Here is a 19,417-nt window from a genome sequence, read left to right as displayed (position 1 = left end):
GCTCGCCCTGTCGACCCAGGACGAACCGCCCTCCTGGATCGACATCGAAGGTGAAACGCATGTCCATCACCCTCTCCACCCGGCTGCGCGACGTGCGCGGCTCTGCCATCCGCGACCTCCTCGCGCTGACCGCCCGCCCCGAGGTGATCTCCCTCGCCGGCGGGCTTCCCGGCAACGAGCTGCTCCCGCGCGAACGGATCGCGGCGGCACTCGCAGCCGCCGTCACCGAGCCGGCCGCCGTGCAGTACGGCGAGACCGCGGGGCTGCGGTCGCTGCGGGAGGTCCTCGCGCAGCACGAGTCCCGGCGGCTCGGGCGCGCCGTCGACCCCGCCTGCGTGGTCGTGACCAGCGGCTCGCAGCAGGCCCTCGACCTCGTCGCGCGGGCGCTGCTCGACCCGGGCGACCCGGTCGTGGTCGAGGACCCCGTCTACGTCGGAGCGCTGCAGGTGTTCCAGGCCGCGGGCGCGCAGCTGAACCCGGTGCCGGTGGATGCCGACGGGATGGCCGTCGACGTGCTCGCCGACCGGCTCGCGCGCGGCCTGCGCCCCCGGCTGGTGCACACCGTGTCGAACTTCCACAACCCGCGCGGCGCCACCCTCAGCGCACCACGCCGGGCGCTCCTCGCGGAGCTCGCCGAGCGGTACGGCTTCCTCGTGGTCGAGGACGACCCGTACGGGATGCTCGCGTTCGACGGGTCGCCACCGGCACCGGTGGCCGCGCACGGCGACCGGGTGGTGCGCCTGGGCAGCGCGTCGAAGGTGCTCGCCCCCGCGCTACGGGTCGGCTGGCTCGCCGGGCCCGCGCCGCTCTGCGCCGCCGTCGAGCGGCTCAAGCAGTCCACCGACCTGTGCACGTCCAGCCTCACCCAGCTCGTCACGGCCGAGCTGCTGGCCGACGACGCCTGGTTCGCCGCGCACCTGGACCAGCTCCGCACGGCCCTGCGCGAGCGGGCGACCGCCCTCACCGGCGCCCTCGCGACGGTCTTCGGCGACGCGGCGACCGGGTCCGTCCCGAAGGGCGGGATGTTCTGCTGGCTGGAGTTCAGCGACGGCACCCGCCCTGCCGACCTGCTGCCACGGGCGCTCGAGCACGGGGTCGGGTTCGTGCCCGGCACGGCGTTCGCCGTCGGGCAGGACCTGTCGGCGGCTGCGCGGCTCTGCTTCGCGTCCAACCCGCCCGGCGAGCTCCACACGGCCGTGGAGCGGCTCGGCGCCGCCTGGCGCGCCGGAGGGACGTAGGGTCTCCCGCGTGCGCCAGATCCTGGAACTGCTGGAACGCGACGCCCAGCTCTCCCACGACACGATCGCGACGATGACCGGCCTGCCGGTCGCCGAGGTGAGCGAGGCGATCGCGACCTGGGAGGCATCCGGGGCGATCCGGCGGTACAAGGCCGTGATCGACTGGGACGCCGTCGACGAGGACCCGACCAGCGAGACGGTCACCGCGTTCATCGACGTCTCGCTCGCGCCGGCCCGTGGCGTCGGCTTCGACGACGTGGCAGCGCGCATCGCGCGGTTCGACGAGGTCCGCAGCGTCTACCTCGTGTCCGGCACGCACGACCTGCGCTGCACGGTGATCGCCCGCACGATCCGCGCCGTCTCGGACTTCGTCGCCCAGAAGCTGTCGACCATCGACCGCGTGCAGTCCACGGCCACGCACTTCGTGCTGAAGACCTACAAGCGCGACGGCGATGCGTTCACGGCACAGGAGGCCGACCACCGGCTGCCGGTGACGCCATGAGGCCGACGCACGCCACGGGGTCGACGCGGTGAAGCCGCTCAACTCGGTCATCGCCGCGTGCCCGCCGTCGGGCATCCGGCGCTTCTTCGACATCGCCGCCGAGATGGACGACGTGATCTCCCTCGGTGTGGGCGAACCCGACTTCGTGACGCCGTGGCGGGTGCGCGAGGCCGGGATCTACGCCCTCGAGCAGGGCTACACCACCTACACCTCCAACGCCGGGCTCCCGCGGCTGCGCGAGCTGATCTGTGCCGACCTGGCGAAGCGCTACGGCGCCGACTACGACCCGGGCAGCGAGTGCCTGATCACCACCGGTGTCTCCGAGGGTCTCGACCTGGCGCTGCGGGTGCTGCTCAACCCGGGCGACGAGGTGATCGTCCCGGAACCCTGCTACGTGGCCTACGAGCCGTGCGTCGCCTTCGCCGGCGGCACCCCGGTTCGGGTGCCGACGCGGTGGGAGGACGGGTTCGCCGTCGACGCCGACGTCGTCGAGGCCGCGATCACGCCCCGCACGAAGGCGATCCTCATCGGCTCACCGGCCAACCCGACCGGCGCCGTGCAGCCGCGGGCCGCGCTCGAAGCGCTCGTGCGGCTCGCCGAGGAGCACGACCTCTACCTGATCTCCGACGAGATCTACGACCGGCTCACCTACACCGGCGGCCACACCTGCCTCGGCACGCTGCCGGGCGCCCGCGAGCGCACGGTGCTGCTGGGCGGGTTCTCCAAGTCCCACGCCATGACGGGCTGGCGGGTCGGCTGGATCTGCGCTCCCGAGCCGGTCGCTGAGCTGGCCGTGCGGGTGCACCAGTACACGATGCTGTGCGCACCGCACATCTCGCAGCTCGCGGCCGTGGAGGCGCTCTCGGCGCCGGACGACGAGGTCGACGCCATGGTCGCCGACTACGACCGGCGCAGGCGGGTGTTCGTCAAGGGACTGCGCGAGACCGGTCTCGACTGCCCGGAGCCCGGCGGAGCGTTCTACGCGTTCCCCTCGATCCGCTCGTCCGGGATGGACTCGGAGACGTTCGCCGAGCGCCTGCTGCACGCCGAGCACGTGGCAGTGGTGCCCGGAAGCGTCTTCGGACCCTCCGGTGAGGGCCACATCCGCTGCTCGTACGCCACCGCGCTGCCCCTCCTGGAGGAGGCGCTCGTGCGCATCGACCGCTTCCTGCGCACGCACGGTCAGCGGAACGCCTCGCGGTGATCGTGCGCCCACTGCCGGAAGCTGCGTGCCGGCTTCCCGGTGAGGTCCTCCACGGTCGAGGTCACCAGGGTCGAGGCCGCGCGGTTCTCCGCTGCTGACAGCAGGGCGTCCACCAGCGCGTGCGGGCGGCCGTCGGCCAGCATCCGCGCTCGCGCGTCCGGAGCAGGGACCTCCTCGAAGTGGAGCTCCCGGCCGATCGCCGCCCCGATCGCCTCGACCTGCTCGGTGCGGCTGATCACCTGGGGCCCGGTCAGCAGGTGGGTCGCGCCGGAGTGGGCGTCGTCGGTGAGCGCGCGGGCGGCGACGGCGGCGACGTCGCGCGGGTCGACGACCGCCGTCGCCGCGGTGAGCGGGCCCCGCACCACACCGGTGGTGCGGACCTGCTCGGCCCAGCCCAGCGCGTTGCTGGCGAGGGTGTCCGACCGCAGCGCCGTCCACGGCAGGCCGCACGCCTCGATCAGGCGTTCCACGTCGGCGTGCAGCGCGAAGATCGGGTCCGCCCGCTCCTCGGGTCCGCCCACGCCGACCGACGACAGGTAGACCAGGCGCCGGGCACGCCGGCCGATCACCTCCAGCACGGCCGGCGCGACCTCGGTGGTCAGGAACGGCCACACCAGGAAGACCGTCTCCACCCCGGCCAGCGCCGCGTCCAGCCCGCCCGGATCGTCGAGACCCCCGGTCGCGACGTCGAGGCCATCGGGCCGGTGCGGGGCGCCGGAGCGCACCAGGGCGCGGACGTCGGCCGCGCCCGCCGCGCGGAGCTGGAAAAGCACGTGCCGTCCGACGTTCCCGGTCGCCCCGGTCACCAGGATCATGCGGCGGGTACCTCCTCGTCGCGGGGGAAGAAGGGGAGCTCGATGCGGACCCGATCCGCGGCGGCGAGGATCGCCTCGGCGTCGTCGACCGGCGGGTGGATCGCCAGGTTGATCTGCCTCTTGATCTCCCCGCCGTCGGCGCCCGAGGCCATCACCCTACGATCCCAGCCCCGCGTGAAGATCCCGCCCGCACCGCCGAGGTCCAGGCAGGTGACGTACGGGCCGGGGGTGAACTCGCGCAGCGGCACGCCGAGCAGGTCGGCCGCCGCGTTGTACCCGGCGACCTTGCCGAGCGGGGTGGCGTGCTGGCAGGCCTGCATGACCGTGTGCAGGGCGTCGACGGCCGCCGCGGCCGTGTCGCCGGCGACGAACACCTCGGGAAGGCCGCGCAGGTGCCGGTCGACCGGCACCCGGCCGAGGCCGTCGAGCTCCTCGGAGATCTGCTCGGTGAGCCGGCTGGCCCGCATCCCCACAGACCAGACCACCGCGTCCGCCGCGACGCCGGTGCCGTCGGAGAGGACGGCGTACCCGTCGCCGACCTCCGTCACCGTCGTCCCGAGGCGGCGCTCGATGCCCAGCTCGTCCAGCGCGGCCTCGATCGCCTCCCGCGGGCCGGGGCCGAGCTGGTCACCGACCACATCCGAGCGGTCCACCAGCAGCACCCGGCCCCGCGCGGCCAGCGCGGTAGCGGCCTCCAGGCCGACGAACCCGGCGCCGACGACCACGGCGGAGTAGTCCTCGCGGCCGCGCAGGTGCGCGGTGAGCCGCCGGGCCCCGTCCAGGGTGTCGATGTCGAAGAGCCGTTCGGCCCCGGGCAGTCCGTCGGGCCGGACGAGCTCGCTGCCCGCCGCCAGCACGAGACGGTCGTAGCCGATCTCCGCACCGTCGGCCACCACGACGCGGCGGTCGGTGTCGATCGTGCTCACCGTGGCCCGGACGTGCTCGACGGCGATCGGCCCGAGGATCCTGCTGAGCTCGACCGCGGCCAGGTCCGGCTCCGGCTCGTACAGGCGCGGCCGCAGCACCATGTGCTCGTTCGGCGCGACGAGCGTGATGCGCAGGTCTGCGTCCCCGCGGGCCAGCGCCGCTCCCGCTGCGCTCCACACGCCCGCGAAACCGCCTCCGACGATCACAACGTCTGCCATGAGGTCTGTCCTCCCTCGCACCTCGCCCCCCGGGATCGGAGGGTTCGGCAGGGAGTCAAGACAGCGGCCTCATGTGTGACCGAGGTGCGCGAGTTTCTCGGGATTGGCCAGCCGCCGCAGCGCCGTGATCCGCCCGTCGGTGACCTCCACCGTGTCGAGCCAGACCAGCTCGCCCTCCTGGTAGGTGGCAAGGGCGGGATGCCCGTTCACCTCGACGATGCGGAACGCGTCGGGCCGCCTGAGCTCGACCTGCCTGATCGCCAGCAGGGCGATCCGCTCGGCACCCTGGACCGGCCTGCGCGCGGCGGTCATCCTGCCGCCGCCGTCGGCGACGTAGACGGCCGCGGGGTCCAGCAGCTCGATCAACCCCGCCATGTCCCCCGCGTCGGCCGCCGCCTTGAACGCCTTGAGCACCCGCTCGGTCTCGGCCCTGGACGCCCTGGGCCGCTCCCCGGCCGCGGCGACCCGCGCCCGCGCCCTGGACGCGAGCTTGCGACTGGCGGCAGGCGTGCTGCCGATCACCTCGGCGATCCGGCCGAACGGGAAGTCGAAGACGTCGTGCAGCACCAGCGCGACGCGCTCCGCGGGGGCGAGGGTCTCCATGACCAGCAACATCGCCGTTCCCACCGACTCGTCCACGAGAACGTCCGCAGCGACGTCCGGCCCGGTCAGCAGCGGTTCCGGCAGCCATGGCCCGACGTAGGACTCGCGGCGGACGCGCGCCGACTTCAACACGTTGTAGGACGTCCGGGCGGCCACGGTCACCAGCCAGGCCCGCAGGTCGCGCACCTCCGACAGGTCGGCCGCCGCGGCGCGCAACCAGACCTCCTGCGCCACGTCCTCGGCCTCGGCCACGGTGCCGAGGATCCGGTAGGCCGCCCCGAAGACCGCGGGGCGGTGCGCTTCCCAGTCGGCCTCGGTCAAGGTGCCGATCCGCTCCACCGCGACCCCTCCCCTCGGCCAGCGATGCTAGCCACGCGCGTACCGGGCGGCGGGAGCACCGACACCGGAGGACCTCCAGTAGTCGGATGTCCACGCAGCGTAACCTTTATCCGGGGTTCATCCCGTCGCAATCGGGACCCGGGAGCCTCAGGAGGCATGGACAACAGGGCCGACAAGACGGCTTGCCCACTCTGCGCCCTCGCACGCACCCCCGCCGATGCCGCGGGACTCGCCTGGAGCAGCCAGCACGAGCCGGACGGCTCGATCACCTGGATCTGCCCCACCTGCACCCGCGCGCAACTGTGGCGGATCGAAGCGCTGCTCGCCGTGGCCTCGCCGACGTCACCGGTGGCACCGGTCCCCCTGCGCCGCGCCGCCTGACGGGCTCGATCAGCAGCGGCCGGTGAGCCCCGCGCGCAGCTCACCTGCGAGGCCCTGGACGATCACCGGGCCGAGGTCCCGGGCGCGCCGCACCAGCCACGGCACGCCCTTGAACACCAGCCATGCGGCCCGGTGCAGGGCCGTCACCTCCCGGCCGCCACCGCACTGCATGCTCACCCGGCCGGGCACCGCGAAGCCTGCGCCGGCGAGCAGCGCGGCGAGCCCGGCGGCGACCATCCGGTGCCCCAGCTCGGAGGGATGCAGCCGGTCGACCGCCCATGCGGCGGGTTCGTATCCGCCCGGCAACGCGTCCAGGTCGAGGACGCCGATCCCCGCGCCCGTCTCCGTGACGACGGCGTCGACGGCCAGGTTCAGCGCCACGACCCGCCGCCACAGGGCCCGGCGCAGCGGCGCCGGCAACGGGAACACCCGCGTGTGGTCGTGGTAGCGCATCACCAGCACGTACGCCCCGGCGGAGCGCAGCGCGCCAACCGTCGCGGCGAGGTCGGCCCGCAGCCGGACCGGGTCGAAGTCCGAGCGCAGGGTGTCGTTCATCCCGACGAAGACCACCCCGACGTCCGGTTCCTCCGCGAGGACCACGGGGAGCTGGTCGCGGCGGACGTCGGCCATCCGGGCACCGGTGACGGCCGGGTTCACCAGCCGCGCGCCGAGCGCCTCGGCCAGCAGCACGGAGAACCCGCGCCACCCGCCCCCCGGCATCGGGTCGCCGAGGCCGGCGGCGGTGGAGTCGCCGAGCGTCACCAGCGTGCGGACCGGGCGTGGCCGCGGCTCCGGGACGAGGGTGAGTCGGGGCCGGAAGGGGTCGGGTGGTGGCACAGTCGACGGCTGCACGCTCACACCGCCACGATCACCGATGCCGGCTCACCGGGAGTGTTCGCGGGATGACGTACCGAGGGCGGGCGGACGAACTATCGGTGCTCTGACCAGCGGCGATCGGTCACGCGACGGACCGGAACGCGGGGTAGAGCGGCAGGGTGCCCGGCGCGTCCGGGAACCGCTTGGCGAGCGCGTCGGCCACCGCGTCGCCGAGCTCGGCGGTGGCGGGAAGGCCACCCTCCTCTGCTGCTCCGGCCATCTGGCGCCAGTAGTGCCCCAGTGCGCTGCTGATCCGGGGGGAGCGGGTGGCGTCCGGGCCGATCGGACGGTCCCTCTCGCGGATCCGGGGCAGGAGCCACCAGGTGGTGAGCCACACCCACAGCAGCTGGGCGTGCAGCAGCCTGCGCTCGAGCACGGCGGGCTCGTCCAGGTCGGGCCAGACCGCCGCGATCTCGTTGCGCCACGCCTCGAGCATCGTGTCGGCCAGGCCGGCCGGCAGGGCGAAGCTCGCCTCGCAACCGGGGAACGGCACGCGGAAGTACGCGGCGTCGAGAGCGACGTCGCGGAAGCACCCCCACTCGAAGTCGACGAACCGCACGCCACGGCTGGTGACGAGGTTGTTGTCCGGGCAGGTGTCGGACGGGCTGAACGCCCGGTAGCGGGTACCGCCGAGCAGGCGGGCGGTCTCGTGGGCCTCCAGCACCGCCGCGGACGAGGCGTCGACCCCGAGCTCGCCCGCCAGCAGGGCCGGCCCCTTGGCGAGCGCGACCCGGGCGTCCTCGGCCACCGGGTCGCGCCAGGCCCGCTCCCCCAGCCGGCGCAACAGTGCCCCGAAGTCGCCCTCGCGGCCCGCCGTCGCCGCCTGCATCCGGCCCAGTGCCCTGGCCCAGCTGAGCATGTTGCTCCGCGCGGCGGCGGCGTCCGGCCCGAAGAGCTTGTCGGCCAGCGTGGAACTGCGCCCCAGGTCCTCGAGCACCAGCAGGCGGGTCTGCGGGTCGTGCGCGATCAGCACCGGGCTCGGGCGCGCATCGGCCGGGAGCGCCGTGAACAGCTGGCAGCTGGCCACCTCGTAGTGGAACGGGTCGGGACGGTCCGGGTCGGGCTCGCCCAGGTAGTGCTTGACCACGATCGTGCGCGGCAGCGAGAACGGGTTGCGCACCAGCCGGGCGCGCGCCACCACCGACCGCTCGCTCCCCCCGAGATCCTCGGGGTCCGCGAGCACGACGCCGGCCCCGGACCGGCGGGTGAGCAGCCGCTCTGCGGCAGCCAGCGCAGCGAGCACCGGCCTGGGAAAGCTGCCCAGGTCGCGAACCATCGTCTCGACCCTACCCCGCGGACAGCTTCCGCCCGCCCCGCTCCGAACGGCTGCGGGCGAGCAGGAGGACGGCGGCTGCCGCGATGACGATGCCGACGAGGTTGACGGCCAGCTGGAGCCCGGACTGCATCGCCTGCACGTAGCGGCCCTCGACCAGCGCCACCGAGGCGAACGCCGCGGCGGGCACCGTCGTCACCGAGATGAACACGCCGACGAGCGACGCCGACTTGGCCGAGGTCAGCGAGAGCATCCCGGCGGCGCCGGCCAGCAGGGCGACGATCAGCGAGAACGGGCCGACCTCGTAGATGAACGCCACCTGGTCGAGGTCGGCCAGCTGGGCCGTGGACAGCAGGCCGGTGGCGTCGAGCAGCAGCGTCCCGAGCGCCGTGACCGCCATGGCCAGCGGGAACCCGGCGCCCAGCGCGACGGCGCCGCGGCGGACGAGGTCGCCGCGGCGCAGGACGAGGCCCACGGCGACGGCCGCGAGCGGCCCGAACTCCGGCCCCAGCACCATCGCCCCGACGACCGTGACCGGCGAGTCGGTGATCGCGCCGATGGCCGCCAGCAGGCAGGCGATGGTCAGGAAGGCCTGATAGCTGATCGAGAGCCGGGACTCCTCGCCCGTGCGTGCCACCACCTCGTCCCAGATGACGGCGTCCTGCGGATCGCCCGGCGCGGCCTCCTCCGCCGCGTCGGCCGCGTCGGACAGGCTGGTGTCGATCAGTTCGAGCGTGACCCCGCCCGACCGGTCGACGCCGAGCGTGCACAGCTGCCCGAGGAGGTCGTCCGCGGCCTCGCGGGCCACATCGGCCTCGATCACGTCCCCCGCCGGTTGCACGGCGGCGCCCGGGAACACCGCGACGTGCGTGGCGCCCGGTTCGGCCACCAGGAGATCCCGCACCGCGGCCGAGCGGTCGGCGGGCGCGATCACCCTCATGTGCAGCACGGGCTCACCCCCGCGGCTGCACCGCTCACAGCTTGGTGGGCGGCTCGTCGGCGGCCGGTGACGCCGCGGGCGGTGCAGGCGGCGGCACCGCGTCGACGCCCGCCTCCTTGCGCTGCTCCGCCGTGATCGGTGCGGGGGCGGCCGTGAGCGGGTCGTAGCCCCCGCCGGTCTTCGGGAACGCGATCACGTCGCGGATCGAGTCGCCCCCCGCCAGCAGCATGCAGGTGCGGTCCCAGCCGAACGCGATACCGCCGTGCGGCGGCGGGCCGTAGGCGAACGCGTCGAGCAGGAAGCCGAACTTCTCCCGCTGCTCCGCCTCGTCCATGCCGAGCAGGGCGAACACCCGCTGCTGCACGTCGGAGCGGTGGATACGGATGGAGCCGCCGCCGATCTCGTTGCCGTTGCAGACGATGTCGTAGGCGTAGGCCAGCGCCTCGCCCGGCGCCTCCTCGAAGCGGTCGACCCAGTCCGGGTTGGGGGAGGTGAAGGGGTGGTGCACCGCCGTCCAGCCCAGCTCGTTGCCCTTGTCGTCCCGGATGCGCTCGAACATCGGCGCGTCCACGACCCACACGAACGACCACGCGCTCTCGTCGACCAGCCCGCACCGGCGGGCGACCTCGCCCCGGGCGGCGCCGAGCAGGTCGCGCGCGTCGGACGGGTGGCCGGCGGCGAAGAAGATCGCGTCGCCCGGTGAGGCACCGACGGCCTTCGGCAGTCCCTCCCGCTCGGCCTCGGAGAGGTTCTTCACGACCGGGCCGCGGTCGCTGACCGTCCCGTCGTCGTCGACGAGGACGTACGCCAGGCCGCGCGCCCCGCGCTGCTTCGCCCACTCCTGCCACGCGTCGAGCTGCTTGCGCGGCTGGCTCGCGCCGCCCGGCATCACGACGGCCCCGACGTAGGCCGCCTGGAACACCCGGAAGGCCGTGTCGGCGAAGTACTCGGTGAGGTCGGTGAGCTCCACGCCGAAACGCAGGTCGGGCTTGTCGGAGCCGTAACGGGCCATCGCCTCGGCGTAGGTGAGCCGCGGGATCGGGCGCGGGATCTCGTAGCCCGCGAGCTCCGACCACAGCGCCGCGACGATCTCCTCGCCGAGCTCGATCACGTCGTCCTGCTCGACGAAGCTCATCTCGATGTCGAGCTGGGTGAACTCGGGCTGGCGGTCGGCGCGGAAGTCCTCGTCCCGGTAGCAGCGCGCGATCTGGTAGTAGCGCTCGGCACCGGCGACCATGAGCAGCTGCTTGAACAGCTGCGGGCTCTGCGGCAGCGCGTACCACGACCCGGGGCGCAGGCGCGCGGGCACGAGGAAGTCGCGGGCGCCCTCCGGCGTGGAACGGGTGAGCGTGGGCGTCTCGACCTCGACGAAGTCCCGCTGGTGGAGGACGGTGCGAGCGATCCGGTTGGCCTCGCTGCGCAGCCGCAACGCTGCCGCCGGGCCGCTGCGGCGCAGGTCGAGGTAGCGGTGCTTGAGGCGGATCTCCTCGTTCGCGTCGCTGTGCTCGTCGAGCGGGAACGGCAGCGGCGCCGACTCCGAGAGCACGGTGAGGGCGGTGGCGGTGATCTCGATCTCGCCGGTGGCGAGGTCCGGGTTCTCGTTGCCGGCCGGGCGGCGCACGACCTCGCCGGTGACCTGGACGCAGAACTCCGCGCGCAGCCGGTGGGCGCGCTCGGCCATCTCGCCCTCGCGGAACACCACCTGCGCCGATCCGGACGCGTCCCGCAGGTCGATGAAGATCACGCCGCCGTGATCCCGGCGGCGCGCCACCCACCCGGCGAGTGTCACTGACTGTCCGGCGTGCTCGGCACGGAGAGTGCCGGCGGGGTGGCTGCGCATCACGAGCCGAGGTTATCCGGCCAGAGCCAGCGGGTTTCCGCGCACCCCGGTCCAACCGCCGCCTCCACGAACGCTGTGGGGGGCTCACGCAGGACCGGCTCGTCCGACGTGGCGCCTACAGGAGTGTCAGCTGCTCCGCAGGCGGCGTGTGTGGGGCCTCCTCCGGCGGGGTGCGGGGCATGCCCACCCCACGGTCCAGGCCGTGCTCGCGCAGCAGCGGGCGGACGCGTTCGGCCAGCATGCGGCGGTAATCCGGCACGACGTAGGAGCCTCGGCGGTACAGGCGGGCGTAGGGCTCGACGAGGCGCGGGTGTTCCCGGGCCAGCCAGGCCTGGAACCACTCCCGGGTGCCGGGCCGCAGGTGGAGGGCGATGACGCTGGCGCCGCTCGCTCCCGCGGCGCTGATCTGCGCGAAGAGGGCGTCGAGGGCCTCGGCGGAATCGGTGAGCAGCGGCAGCACCGGGGCCACCATCACCCCGCAGTCGAGGCCGGCGTCGGTGATGCGGCGCACCAGCTCCAACCGCGCGGCCGGTGACGGGGTTCCCGGCTCGAGGCGGGACTGCAGCGGCCGGTCGAGCAGGGCGATGGACACCCCGAGCGACACGGGCACATCGGCCGCCGCCGCGGACAACTGCGGAAGGTCGCGAGCGAGCACCGTGCCCTTCGTGAGCACCGAGAACGGTGTGCCCGAGCGCGCCAGCGCACCGACGATCCCGGGCATCAGCCGGTAGCGGCCCTCGGCACGCTGGTAGGGGTCGGTGTTGGTGCCCATCGCCACCGGCTCCCGTTTCCAGCGCGGGGAGCGCAGCTCGCGCTCCAGCACCCGCGCGATGTTGACCTTCACCACGATCTGGCTGTCGAAGTCGGCGCCCGCGTCGAAGTCGAGGTAGGTGTGCGTGTTCCTGGCGAAGCAATAGGTGCACGCATGGCTGCATCCCCGGTACGGGTTGACCGTCCAGCTGAACGGCATCGGCGACGCACCCGGCACCCGGTTCAGCGCCGATTTCGCCTCCACCTCGTGGAACACCGTGCCGGCGAACTCGGGGGTGCGCACCGAGCGCAGCAGCCCGCGCATCCCCGGCAACGCCGGCGCGGCCCCGACACCCTCGTCGAGCACCTGCTGCCCGCTCCAGCGGAACTCGGAAGCCATCCCGACATCGAACACCCGTTCGAGACCGGGTGCAAGCGGGTGCACCGGCGATGCGCGAAGCTGCCACCATGACACGCACGTTGGTGGTGATGGGCGTCTCCGGGGTCGGCAAGACCTCGGTCGCCGACGCGATCGTCGAACGCACGGGCTGGGTCTTCGTCGAGGGCGACGACCTGCACCCGGAGGCCAACCGGGCCAAGATGGCCGCCGGCACTCCGCTCGACGACGACGACCGCTGGCCGTGGCTGCGCCGCATCGCCGCCTGGATCGGGCAGCAGGAGGCCGCAGGCCGCGACGCGGTGCTCACCTGCTCCGCGCTCAAGCGCAGCTACCGTGACCTCCTGCGCGACGGCCACCCCTCGGTGCGGTTCGTGCACCTGCTCGCCCCGCGTGAGCTCATCCAGAACCGGGTGGACAACCGCCGCGGCCATTACATGCCGCCGTCCCTCCTGGGGAGCCAGCTCGCCACGCTCGAACCCCTCGCCCCCGACGAGCCGGGCTTCGCCGTCGAGACCGACCGCTCCCCCGCCGACATCACCGAGGACGTACTGGCGCGCGTCGCCGACGATCGGAGCAACCCCGATGCGCCGAGCGGACGCAATGACGATTGACGGGCGCGCGCCCACCCGCTGACCCCCAGGTAACGGGCCGGTGACCGCGCCACACCCACCGGCGAACGGACGAGGCGGGAAGCTCCCGGCGGGCGTTGACAGGATGGGAGCGTGCCTGCTGACGAACCGGAGGAGACCACAAGGGCGGCCCGTGGCAGCCGTGCACCGGGCCGGCACCGCACCGACCGGCCCGACACGGCGCCGCAGACACCCGAGGTCGGCTTCCCTGCCGTCCTCCAGCCCGCCCACCGCTCCGAGCGCCCCCGACACGCCCGCGACGGCGCAGCGGCCGGCCGCCGGTCAGCGGAGGCCTTCGAGGGCGGCTCCTCCGACGACCGGTACCGCAGCAGCGGGAACGGCGCCGACCCGACCGGTGACCCCGACGGCGACCGGAACCACGGAGACCGGACGGCCCGTGACGGCAACGGCGGCGGCCGGAACCACGGCGAGTGGGATCACGGCGACTGGGACACCGGCTGGGACACGGGCCGAGACACCGGCCGGGACCCGGGCTGGGACACGGGCGGCTGGGACACCGGCTGGGACACCGGCGACCGGGACCTCGCCGGCAGGAACGGCGGCCCACACAGCGCGGCCTCCGATCGCGGATCCCGACGCCGGGCCGACGCCTACCCGGATGCGCCGCACCGCGGCGAGCCGTACCCAGCGGACCCGTACCCGGCGGACCCGTACCCGGCGGACCCATACCCGGCGGAACCGTACGCAGCGGAACCGCACCGGGCGGACACCTACGCAGCAGACAGCTACGCGGCAGACTTCTACGCTGCCGACCGCCGTGCAGCGGGCACGTCCGCGCCGGGCCCCCGGGCGGCGGACACGTACGCACCCGGCCCGTATGCGGCGGACCGAGCTACCCGCAACCCGTTCGCCGCCGACGCCCCCGGGCCGGACGCCGACGCAGCCGCCGCGTACGCGAACGACCCGTTCGCCGAGCGTCCCGGCCGGCAGGACGAACGCGACCGCGTCGAGCCCGACCGGCCACCCCGCAGGAGGATCGCCGGCAACGGGGCCCCGGCCGGCTCCCCCGTCACAGCGGACGACCCGTACCACGGTGCCGATCTCGGGATCCCGCCCGGACCTCCGGGTCCCTCCCCAGACAGCACCGTCGGCCGGCCCGGCATCCGCGACATCCCCTCGCACCCGGACCACCCCCGCGTCGACCCGGTCGTGACCGGCCTGCCGGCCCGCCGTCCCGGTGACCCGCCCGGAGCGCCGGCCGAGCTATTCGTCGAGACCACCACCGAGACCCCGGCCCTGACCCCGGAACTGCTGGGACTCCACGACAAGGCGCGCGCGCCCGCGGCCCCCGACCCCGCGGCGCCCGCCGTCGAGGTCCCCGACGTCGAGGCCCCGCCGGAGGAACCGCCCGTACGAGCGCGCGTGTTCGGCCTGCCTGTGCCGATCACGCTCCCCGGCTGGGCCACCAGATTCCTGCCCCCGGGGAAGCCCCCGGAGGATCACCCGGCACCCGGCCACGGCCACGGGCACGGCCACGGACCTGTCCGCCCCGCCGGGCGGAAGGTGCGGATCCTCATCGCGGCGCTCCTGGTCCCGTGCGCGCTCGCCACGCTCGTCGGGCTCGTCCTGCTCCGGCCCTCCGGTGGCCCGCCCGCCACGGCGCATCCGCCCAGCCAGGAACTGGTACGGGCCCAGGTGACGGCCACCCGGGCGACGGACTGCTCGCCCGGCTCCGGCGACGGCGGTTGCGTCGCGCTCGTCGTCCACATGGCGGACGGGCCCCGACCGGGCCGGGACCTCGTGCAGGTGGTCCCCGTCGAGCCGGGCACGCCGCGGTTCGCGGTGGGTGATCAGGTGGTGCTGGGCTGGTCCGGTGCCGAGCCGGACGACGCCGGGTCCTACCAGGTCGTGGACTTCCAGCGGGACGCCCCGCTCGCGTGGCTCGCGGGCCTGTTCGCCGCGGCGGTGCTCGTGCTGGGCCGGTGGCGCGGCCTCGCCGCGCTCGGTGCGCTCGGGCTCAGCTTCGTGGTGCTGCTGTTCTTCGTGGTCCCGGCGATCCTCGCGGGCCGCGATCCCCTCGCCGTCGCGGTCGTCGGTTCCTGTCTGATCATGTTCGCGGTCCTGTACCTGACGCACGGCCCCTCGGCGCGCACGTCGACGGCCGTGCTCGGCACGCTGCTCTCGCTCGCGCTCATCGGCGCGCTCGGCGCCGCGTTCTCCGCAGCGGCCCAGCTCACCGGCCTGGACGACCAGACGAGCAACCTCATCGCCACCCTCGGCACCGGCGTCGACGCCCGCGGCCTCCTGCTCGCCGGGGTGGTCATCGGCGCGCTCGGCGTGCTCGACGACGTGACGGTCACCCAGACGAGCGCCGTGTGGGAGCTGCGCCACGCCAACCCGGGCCTGAGCGCGCGTGGCCTGTTCACGGCGGCGATGCGGATCGGGCGCGACCACGTGGCCTCCGCCGTGAACACCCTCGTGCTCGCGTACGCCGGTGCGGCGTTGCCGCTGCTGCTGTTGTTCTCGCTGTCCGGGCGGGGATTCGGCGACATCGTCACCTCCCAGGACGTAGCCACCGAGATCGTGCGGACCCTGGTGGGCAGCATCGGCCTGGTGGCCTCGGTCCCGATCACCACGGCGCTCGCGGCCGCGGTGGCGGCGCGGGAGACGGTGCCGGCTGCCGAGAAGGCGGGCTAGTGGTCCCCGCCACGCTGTGTCCGGCCGCTGGGACAACGCTTGCCCCGCACGCCCACGAGCGGTGATCCTCGACGCGTGACCTCCCTCTCCGTTCAGCTCTACACCCTGCGCGAGCTGCTGGTCGAGGACCTTCCCGGCACCCTCGACCGCCTCGCCGGGTTGGGACTCGCCCAGGTCGAACCGTTCCGGCTCACCGACTTCGCCGCGCAGCTCGGCCCGGCGCTCGCGGCGAGCGGGCTCACCGCGCCCACGGCGCACCAGCACGTCGTCGGCACCGGGGCGGAGGAGGAGATCTTCGCCGCGGCCGCCGCGCTCGGGGTGGGCACCGTGTTCGACCCGCGCATCGACCGGGAGCGCTTCGAGAGCGCGGACGGGGTGGCCGCCGTGGCCGACGACCTCAACGCCGCGGCCGCCGTCGCCGCCAGGCACGGGGTGCGCGTGGGGTACCACAACCACGCCCAGGAGCTGGAGATCGTCCTGTACCCCACTGAGGGCATGCGTCGGGACGGCACCACCGCCCTCGAGCTGCTCGCCTCGCACCTCGACGACGCGGTGGTGCTGGAGGTCGACACGTACTGGGCGGCCGTCGGCGGGCAGGACCCGGTGGAGCTGCTGAAGCGGCTCGGCGACCGGGTCACGGCGGTGCACGTCAAGGACGGGCCCGCCACCCCGGACCCGCTCGACCAGGTGCCGGTCGGCCAGGGCGACCTCCCGGTCCGCGAGATCCTCGCCGCGGCCCCGCACGCGCTGCGGGTCGTCGAGCTCGACGACACCCGGGGTGACCGGTTCCAGGCCGTCGCCGACAGCGTCGCGTGGCTGCGCGCCGAGGAGCTCGCATGAGTGGGGCCGGCGGGACGGGCCCGGTCCGGGTCGGCGTGATCGGCGCCGGCGTCATCAGCACCGAGTACCTGCGCAACCTGACGCGCTTTCCCGACCTGGACGTCCGCGCGGTCGGCGACCTCGACGAGGAGCGGGCCCGCGCGCAGGCCGCCGCGTTCGGCGTGCCCCGCGGCGGCTCGGTGCCGGAGGTGCTCGAGAACGAGGAGATCGAGCTCGTCGTCAACCTCACCGTGCCGCAGGCCCACGTCGACGTCGCGCTGCAGGCCATCGGGGCGGGCAAGCACGTGTGGAACGAGAAGCCGATCGGCCTCGACCGCGACGGCACCCGCAAGCTCCTCGACGCCGCCCGCGCGAGCGGGCTGCGCGTGGCGACGGCCCCGGACACGTTCCTCGGCCCCGGCATCCAGACCGCGCGCCGGCTCGTCGAGTCCGGGGCGATCGGCACGCCGCTCACGGCCCTGACCCTGCTGCAGAGCCCGGGCCCGGAGTCGTGGCACCCCAACCCGGACTTCCTGTTCCAGGACGGCGCGGGCCCGCTGTTCGACCTCGGCCCCTACTACCTCACCGCGCTCGCCCAGCTGCTCGGCCCGGTCGCGCAGGTCTCCGCGGTCACGTCGAAGGCGCGAGCGGTGCGCACGGTCGGGTCGGGGCCGCGCGCAGGCCAGCAGTTCGACGTCACGGTGCCCACCCACGTCGCCGCGATCTACCGGTACGCCGGTGGCGCGAGCGCCCAGTGCCTCTTCAGCTTCGACTCGGCCGTGAAGCGGCGCACGATCGAGATCTCCGGTACCGAGGGCACGATCGCGGTGCCCGACCCCAACACCTTCGCAGGCGAGATCGTCGTGCACCGCATGGACGGCGACGTGGTCACCACTCCGGCCGTTCCCGCTCCGGCCACGCGCGGCACGGGGGTGCTCGAGCTGGCCCGCGCGGTGCGTGCGGGGCGGCCCGAGCGCGCGTCCGGTGAGCTGGGCGAGCACGTGCTCGACGTCATGATCTCCACGATCGAGGCGGCCGATCGCGGCACACCCGTGGACGTGGCGACCACGGTCGAGGTGGCCCCGGCCCTCCCGGAGGACTGGGACCCGGCGGCCCGCACACTGGAGCAATGAGCTCCCCCGAACGGCCGACAGGGCGGCGCATCGCGATCGCGAGCTTCGTCGGCACCGCGATCGAGTTCTACGACTTCTACATCTACGGCACGGCCGCGGCGCTCGTGTTCGGCGCAGTGTTCTTCCCTTCGTTCTCGCCGCTCGCCGGCACCCTGGCCGCGTTCGCCACGTACGCGGTCGGGTTCGTCGCGCGGCCACTGGGCGCGATCCTGTTCGGCCACTTCGGCGACCGGATCGGGCGCAAGCGGATGCTGATCGTCTCGCTCGTGCTGATGGGCGGGGCCACGGTGGCCGTCGGCCTGATCCCCTCGTTCGAGACCATCGGCGTGCTCGCGCCCGTGTTGCTGGTGATCGCCCGCTTCCTGCAGGGCATCGGGCTGGGCGGCGAGTGGGGCGGCGCGGTGCTGCTGGCCACCGAGTACGCCCCGCCCGGCAAGCGCGGCCTCTACTCGGCGTTCCCGCAGCTGGGCCCCGCGGTCGGGTTCGTGCTCGGGAACGCGCTCTTCCTGCTGCTCGACGCGACGATGTCGGACGAGACCTTCCGCACCGTCGGCTGGCGCATCCCGTTCCTCGCCTCGGCCGTGCTCCTCGTGGTGGGCTACTACATCCGGATGCGGATCGCCGAGACCCCGGTGTTCCAGGCCGCGATGGACCGCCAGGAACGCTCCCGCGTGCCGTTCGCCGACCTGTTGCGCAGCCAGCCGCTGGTGCTGCTGTTCGCGACGCTGTCGTTCATCCTCGCGCACACGCTCTTCTACACGGTCACCACGTTCGCGCTGTCCTACGGAACCACCATCCTGCACGTCGACCGCACCACGATGCTGCTCGCCGCGATGGTGGCGGTGGCCGTCATGGGGGCGGCCACGCTGTGGTTCGCCGTGCAGTCCGACCGCATCGGCCGCAAACGGCTCTGCATGGCGTCGGCCGTGCTCGCCGCGGTCTGGGCGTTCCCGCTGTTCTGGCTGATCGACACCGGCAACCCGCTGCTGATCACGCTCGGCATGACCGGTGGTCTGCTCTGCTTCGCGATGCTCTACGGGCCGATGGGCGCGTTCCTGCCGGAGCTGTTCCGGGTGCGCTTCCGCTACTCCGGCGCCTCGTTCGCCTACAGCGCGAGCGGCATCGTCGGAGGCGGGATCAGCCCGATCGTGGCCACGGACCTGCTCGCCCGCACCGGGTCGAGCGCGGCGATCTCGGCCTACGTGCTGGTGATCGCGCTCGTGTGCCTGGGCGGCCTGGTCCCGCTGCGCGAGACGAAGGACGCCGACTTCACCGACGGCCTCGAGATGGCGCGGCCGTCCTGACCGGTGCCCGGGCCACCAGGCTCGCCTCGCCGTCCCGCTCGGTGTGGTGGAGCACGTCGAGCCCATCGAACGCGGCCCGCAGCTCCCCGGCGGGCGCGCGGAACGGCCCAGCTCCCTCCCCCACCTCGGACAGCACGCTCATGACGAGCAGGCCGCCGGGCGCGAGCCGGGCGGCCAGCTCCGGGTAGCGGGCGGGGTCGCGGAAGCGCTGGCAGACGACGACGTCGTAGGGGCGGGCCTCCGGCAGCCCGGTGTCGAGATCGTGGAGCAGCCACCGCACCGTCACGCCCTCCCGCGCCGCGAGGTCGCGCCCCGCGTCCAGCGCGACCGGGGAGACGTCCACCGCGTCCACGTCGAACCCGCGCGCAGCCAGCCAGACGGCCACGGTGCCCCGGCCGCAGGCCACGTCGAGTGCCCGGCCGCCGCGCGGGAGCAGCCCGGTGCGCCCGCGCAGCGCGTCGGGCGGGGCGGGCGCCACCGCACCCGCCGCCACCGCCGCGGCGTGCCGGGCGTCCCACCGCTCCCGATCGGAATCGGCCACGCGCCGAGCCTAAGGGCTCGCTACCGT

The 19,417-nt window shown here is 74.1% G+C and carries 18 protein-coding genes; 9 read left to right on the top strand and 9 right to left on the bottom strand.

Annotated features, from left to right (window positions below):
- The first annotated feature begins 59 nt into the window (after window positions 1-59).
- From FHX44_RS34180 to FHX44_RS34170, 3 genes are read left to right on the top strand one after another with little or no spacing between them, the layout of a single operon-like run.
- Complete coding sequence (locus tag FHX44_RS34180) at window positions 60-1,238, top strand: aminotransferase-like domain-containing protein (RefSeq protein WP_147259555.1); 1,179 nt, start codon at window positions 60-62, stop codon at window positions 1,236-1,238.
- Between the two features lie 10 nt (window positions 1,239-1,248).
- Entirely contained in the window at window positions 1,249-1,740 is a 492-nt protein-coding gene (locus FHX44_RS34175) for an Lrp/AsnC family transcriptional regulator (protein ID WP_170309152.1), read from the top strand.
- A 28-nt stretch (window positions 1,741-1,768) separates the two neighbouring features.
- Window positions 1,769-2,944 (top strand): aminotransferase class I/II-fold pyridoxal phosphate-dependent enzyme, encoded by a 1,176-nt coding sequence (locus FHX44_RS34170; RefSeq protein WP_147259554.1) that lies wholly within the window; start codon window positions 1,769-1,771, stop codon window positions 2,942-2,944.
- Here the strand turns inward: FHX44_RS34170 and FHX44_RS34165 are convergent.
- The 3 genes from FHX44_RS34165 to sigJ all read right to left on the bottom strand — a co-directional run bounded on the left by FHX44_RS34165 (window position 2,923) and on the right by sigJ (window position 5,846).
- Window positions 2,923-3,759: an NAD(P)H-binding protein gene (locus FHX44_RS34165; RefSeq protein WP_212612777.1), complete on the bottom strand. Its 837-nt coding sequence runs from the start codon at window positions 3,757-3,759 to the stop codon at window positions 2,923-2,925. The two genes, FHX44_RS34170 and FHX44_RS34165, sit on opposite strands and share 22 nt — an antisense overlap.
- Window positions 3,756-4,904 (bottom strand): NAD(P)/FAD-dependent oxidoreductase, encoded by a 1,149-nt coding sequence (locus FHX44_RS34160; protein ID WP_147259553.1) that lies wholly within the window; start codon window positions 4,902-4,904, stop codon window positions 3,756-3,758. The genes FHX44_RS34165 and FHX44_RS34160 overlap by 4 nt, the downstream gene beginning before the upstream one ends.
- A gap of 69 nt (window positions 4,905-4,973) precedes the next feature.
- Window positions 4,974-5,846 carry an RNA polymerase sigma factor SigJ gene (gene sigJ / locus FHX44_RS34155; RefSeq protein WP_147259552.1) on the bottom strand — a complete coding sequence of 291 codons (873 nt, stop codon included), beginning with the start codon at window positions 5,844-5,846 and terminating at the stop codon, window positions 4,974-4,976.
- A gap of 156 nt (window positions 5,847-6,002) precedes the next feature.
- Here sigJ and FHX44_RS34150 point away from each other — a divergent pair, with 156 nt between their 5' ends.
- A complete protein-coding gene (locus tag FHX44_RS34150) occupies window positions 6,003-6,227 on the top strand; it encodes a hypothetical protein (protein WP_147259551.1) in 225 nt (74 codons plus the stop codon).
- Between the two features lie 9 nt (window positions 6,228-6,236).
- Here the strand turns inward: FHX44_RS34150 and FHX44_RS34145 are convergent, their stop codons facing one another.
- From FHX44_RS34145 to FHX44_RS34125, 5 genes are all read right to left on the bottom strand, one after another.
- On the bottom strand, window positions 6,237-7,079 hold the full coding sequence (locus FHX44_RS34145) for an SGNH/GDSL hydrolase family protein (protein ID WP_246170744.1): 843 nt from the start codon (window positions 7,077-7,079) through the stop codon (window positions 6,237-6,239).
- Window positions 7,080-7,185: 106 nt separating this feature from the next.
- Complete coding sequence (locus FHX44_RS34140; RefSeq protein WP_147259549.1) at window positions 7,186-8,379, bottom strand: hypothetical protein; 1,194 nt, start codon at window positions 8,377-8,379, stop codon at window positions 7,186-7,188.
- 10 nt (window positions 8,380-8,389) lie between these two features.
- Window positions 8,390-9,325 carry a DUF389 domain-containing protein gene (locus FHX44_RS34135; RefSeq protein ID WP_147259548.1) on the bottom strand — a complete coding sequence of 312 codons (936 nt, stop codon included), beginning with the start codon at window positions 9,323-9,325 and terminating at the stop codon, window positions 8,390-8,392.
- A 25-nt stretch (window positions 9,326-9,350) separates the two neighbouring features.
- Window positions 9,351-11,159 (bottom strand): aspartate--tRNA ligase, encoded by a 1,809-nt coding sequence (gene aspS / locus FHX44_RS34130; RefSeq protein WP_147259547.1) that lies wholly within the window; start codon window positions 11,157-11,159, stop codon window positions 9,351-9,353.
- Between the two features lie 112 nt (window positions 11,160-11,271).
- Complete coding sequence (locus FHX44_RS34125; RefSeq protein ID WP_147259546.1) at window positions 11,272-12,306, bottom strand: Rv2578c family radical SAM protein; 1,035 nt, start codon at window positions 12,304-12,306, stop codon at window positions 11,272-11,274.
- Between the two features lie 68 nt (window positions 12,307-12,374).
- Here FHX44_RS34125 and FHX44_RS34120 point away from each other — a divergent pair, with 68 nt between their 5' ends.
- The 5 genes from FHX44_RS34120 (at window position 12,375) to FHX44_RS34100 (ending at window position 18,849) form a co-directional block, all read left to right on the top strand.
- Window positions 12,375-12,917 (top strand): gluconokinase, encoded by a 543-nt coding sequence (locus FHX44_RS34120; protein ID WP_147259545.1) that lies wholly within the window; start codon window positions 12,375-12,377, stop codon window positions 12,915-12,917.
- Between the two features lie 111 nt (window positions 12,918-13,028).
- A complete protein-coding gene (locus tag FHX44_RS44075; RefSeq protein ID WP_342793272.1) occupies window positions 13,029-15,593 on the top strand; it encodes a YibE/F family protein in 2,565 nt (854 codons plus the stop codon).
- Window positions 15,594-15,668: 75 nt separating this feature from the next.
- Window positions 15,669-16,433 carry a sugar phosphate isomerase/epimerase family protein gene (locus FHX44_RS34110; RefSeq protein WP_147259544.1) on the top strand — a complete coding sequence of 255 codons (765 nt, stop codon included), beginning with the start codon at window positions 15,669-15,671 and terminating at the stop codon, window positions 16,431-16,433.
- Window positions 16,430-17,545, top strand: coding sequence for a Gfo/Idh/MocA family protein (locus tag FHX44_RS34105; RefSeq protein ID WP_147259543.1), 1,116 nt, complete (start codon window positions 16,430-16,432; stop codon window positions 17,543-17,545). The genes FHX44_RS34110 and FHX44_RS34105 overlap by 4 nt, the downstream gene beginning before the upstream one ends.
- Window positions 17,542-18,849, top strand: coding sequence for an MFS transporter (locus FHX44_RS34100; RefSeq protein ID WP_147259542.1), 1,308 nt, complete (start codon window positions 17,542-17,544; stop codon window positions 18,847-18,849). The genes FHX44_RS34105 and FHX44_RS34100 overlap by 4 nt, the downstream gene beginning before the upstream one ends.
- Here FHX44_RS34100 and FHX44_RS34095 read toward each other — a convergent pair.
- A complete protein-coding gene (locus FHX44_RS34095) occupies window positions 18,815-19,390 on the bottom strand; it encodes a class I SAM-dependent methyltransferase (RefSeq protein WP_147259541.1) in 576 nt (191 codons plus the stop codon). The genes FHX44_RS34100 and FHX44_RS34095 overlap by 35 nt on opposite strands.
- Window positions 19,391-19,417 lie beyond the last annotated feature (27 nt).

This window comes from Pseudonocardia hierapolitana (assembly GCF_007994075.1).
In the GTDB taxonomy this organism is placed as follows: Bacteria; Actinomycetota; Actinomycetes; order Mycobacteriales; family Pseudonocardiaceae; genus Pseudonocardia; species Pseudonocardia hierapolitana.
The sequence above is the reverse complement of the archived record's forward strand: the minus strand, read 5'-3'. Positions and strand labels throughout refer to the sequence as shown.

What these genes read in the sequence shown, in the direction of transcription:
- FHX44_RS34180 (WP_147259555.1), top strand. Translation starts at nt 60, where the DNA reads ATGTCCATCACCCTCTCCACCCGGCTGCGCGACGTGCGCGGCTCTGCC.
- FHX44_RS34165 (WP_212612777.1), bottom strand. Translation starts at nt 3,759, where the DNA reads ATGATCCTGGTGACCGGGGCGACCGGGAACGTCGGACGGCACGTGCTT.
- FHX44_RS34160 (WP_147259553.1), bottom strand. Translation starts at nt 4,904, where the DNA reads ATGGCAGACGTTGTGATCGTCGGAGGCGGTTTCGCGGGCGTGTGGAGC.
- FHX44_RS34150 (WP_147259551.1), top strand. Translation starts at nt 6,003, where the DNA reads ATGGACAACAGGGCCGACAAGACGGCTTGCCCACTCTGCGCCCTCGCA.
- FHX44_RS34140 (WP_147259549.1), bottom strand. Translation starts at nt 8,379, where the DNA reads ATGGTTCGCGACCTGGGCAGCTTTCCCAGGCCGGTGCTCGCTGCGCTG.
- FHX44_RS34125 (WP_147259546.1), bottom strand. Translation starts at nt 12,306, where the DNA reads ATGGCTTCCGAGTTCCGCTGGAGCGGGCAGCAGGTGCTCGACGAGGGT.
- FHX44_RS34120 (WP_147259545.1), top strand. Translation starts at nt 12,375, where the DNA reads ATGACACGCACGTTGGTGGTGATGGGCGTCTCCGGGGTCGGCAAGACC.
- FHX44_RS34105 (WP_147259543.1), top strand. Translation starts at nt 16,430, where the DNA reads ATGAGTGGGGCCGGCGGGACGGGCCCGGTCCGGGTCGGCGTGATCGGC.
- FHX44_RS34100 (WP_147259542.1), top strand. Translation starts at nt 17,542, where the DNA reads ATGAGCTCCCCCGAACGGCCGACAGGGCGGCGCATCGCGATCGCGAGC.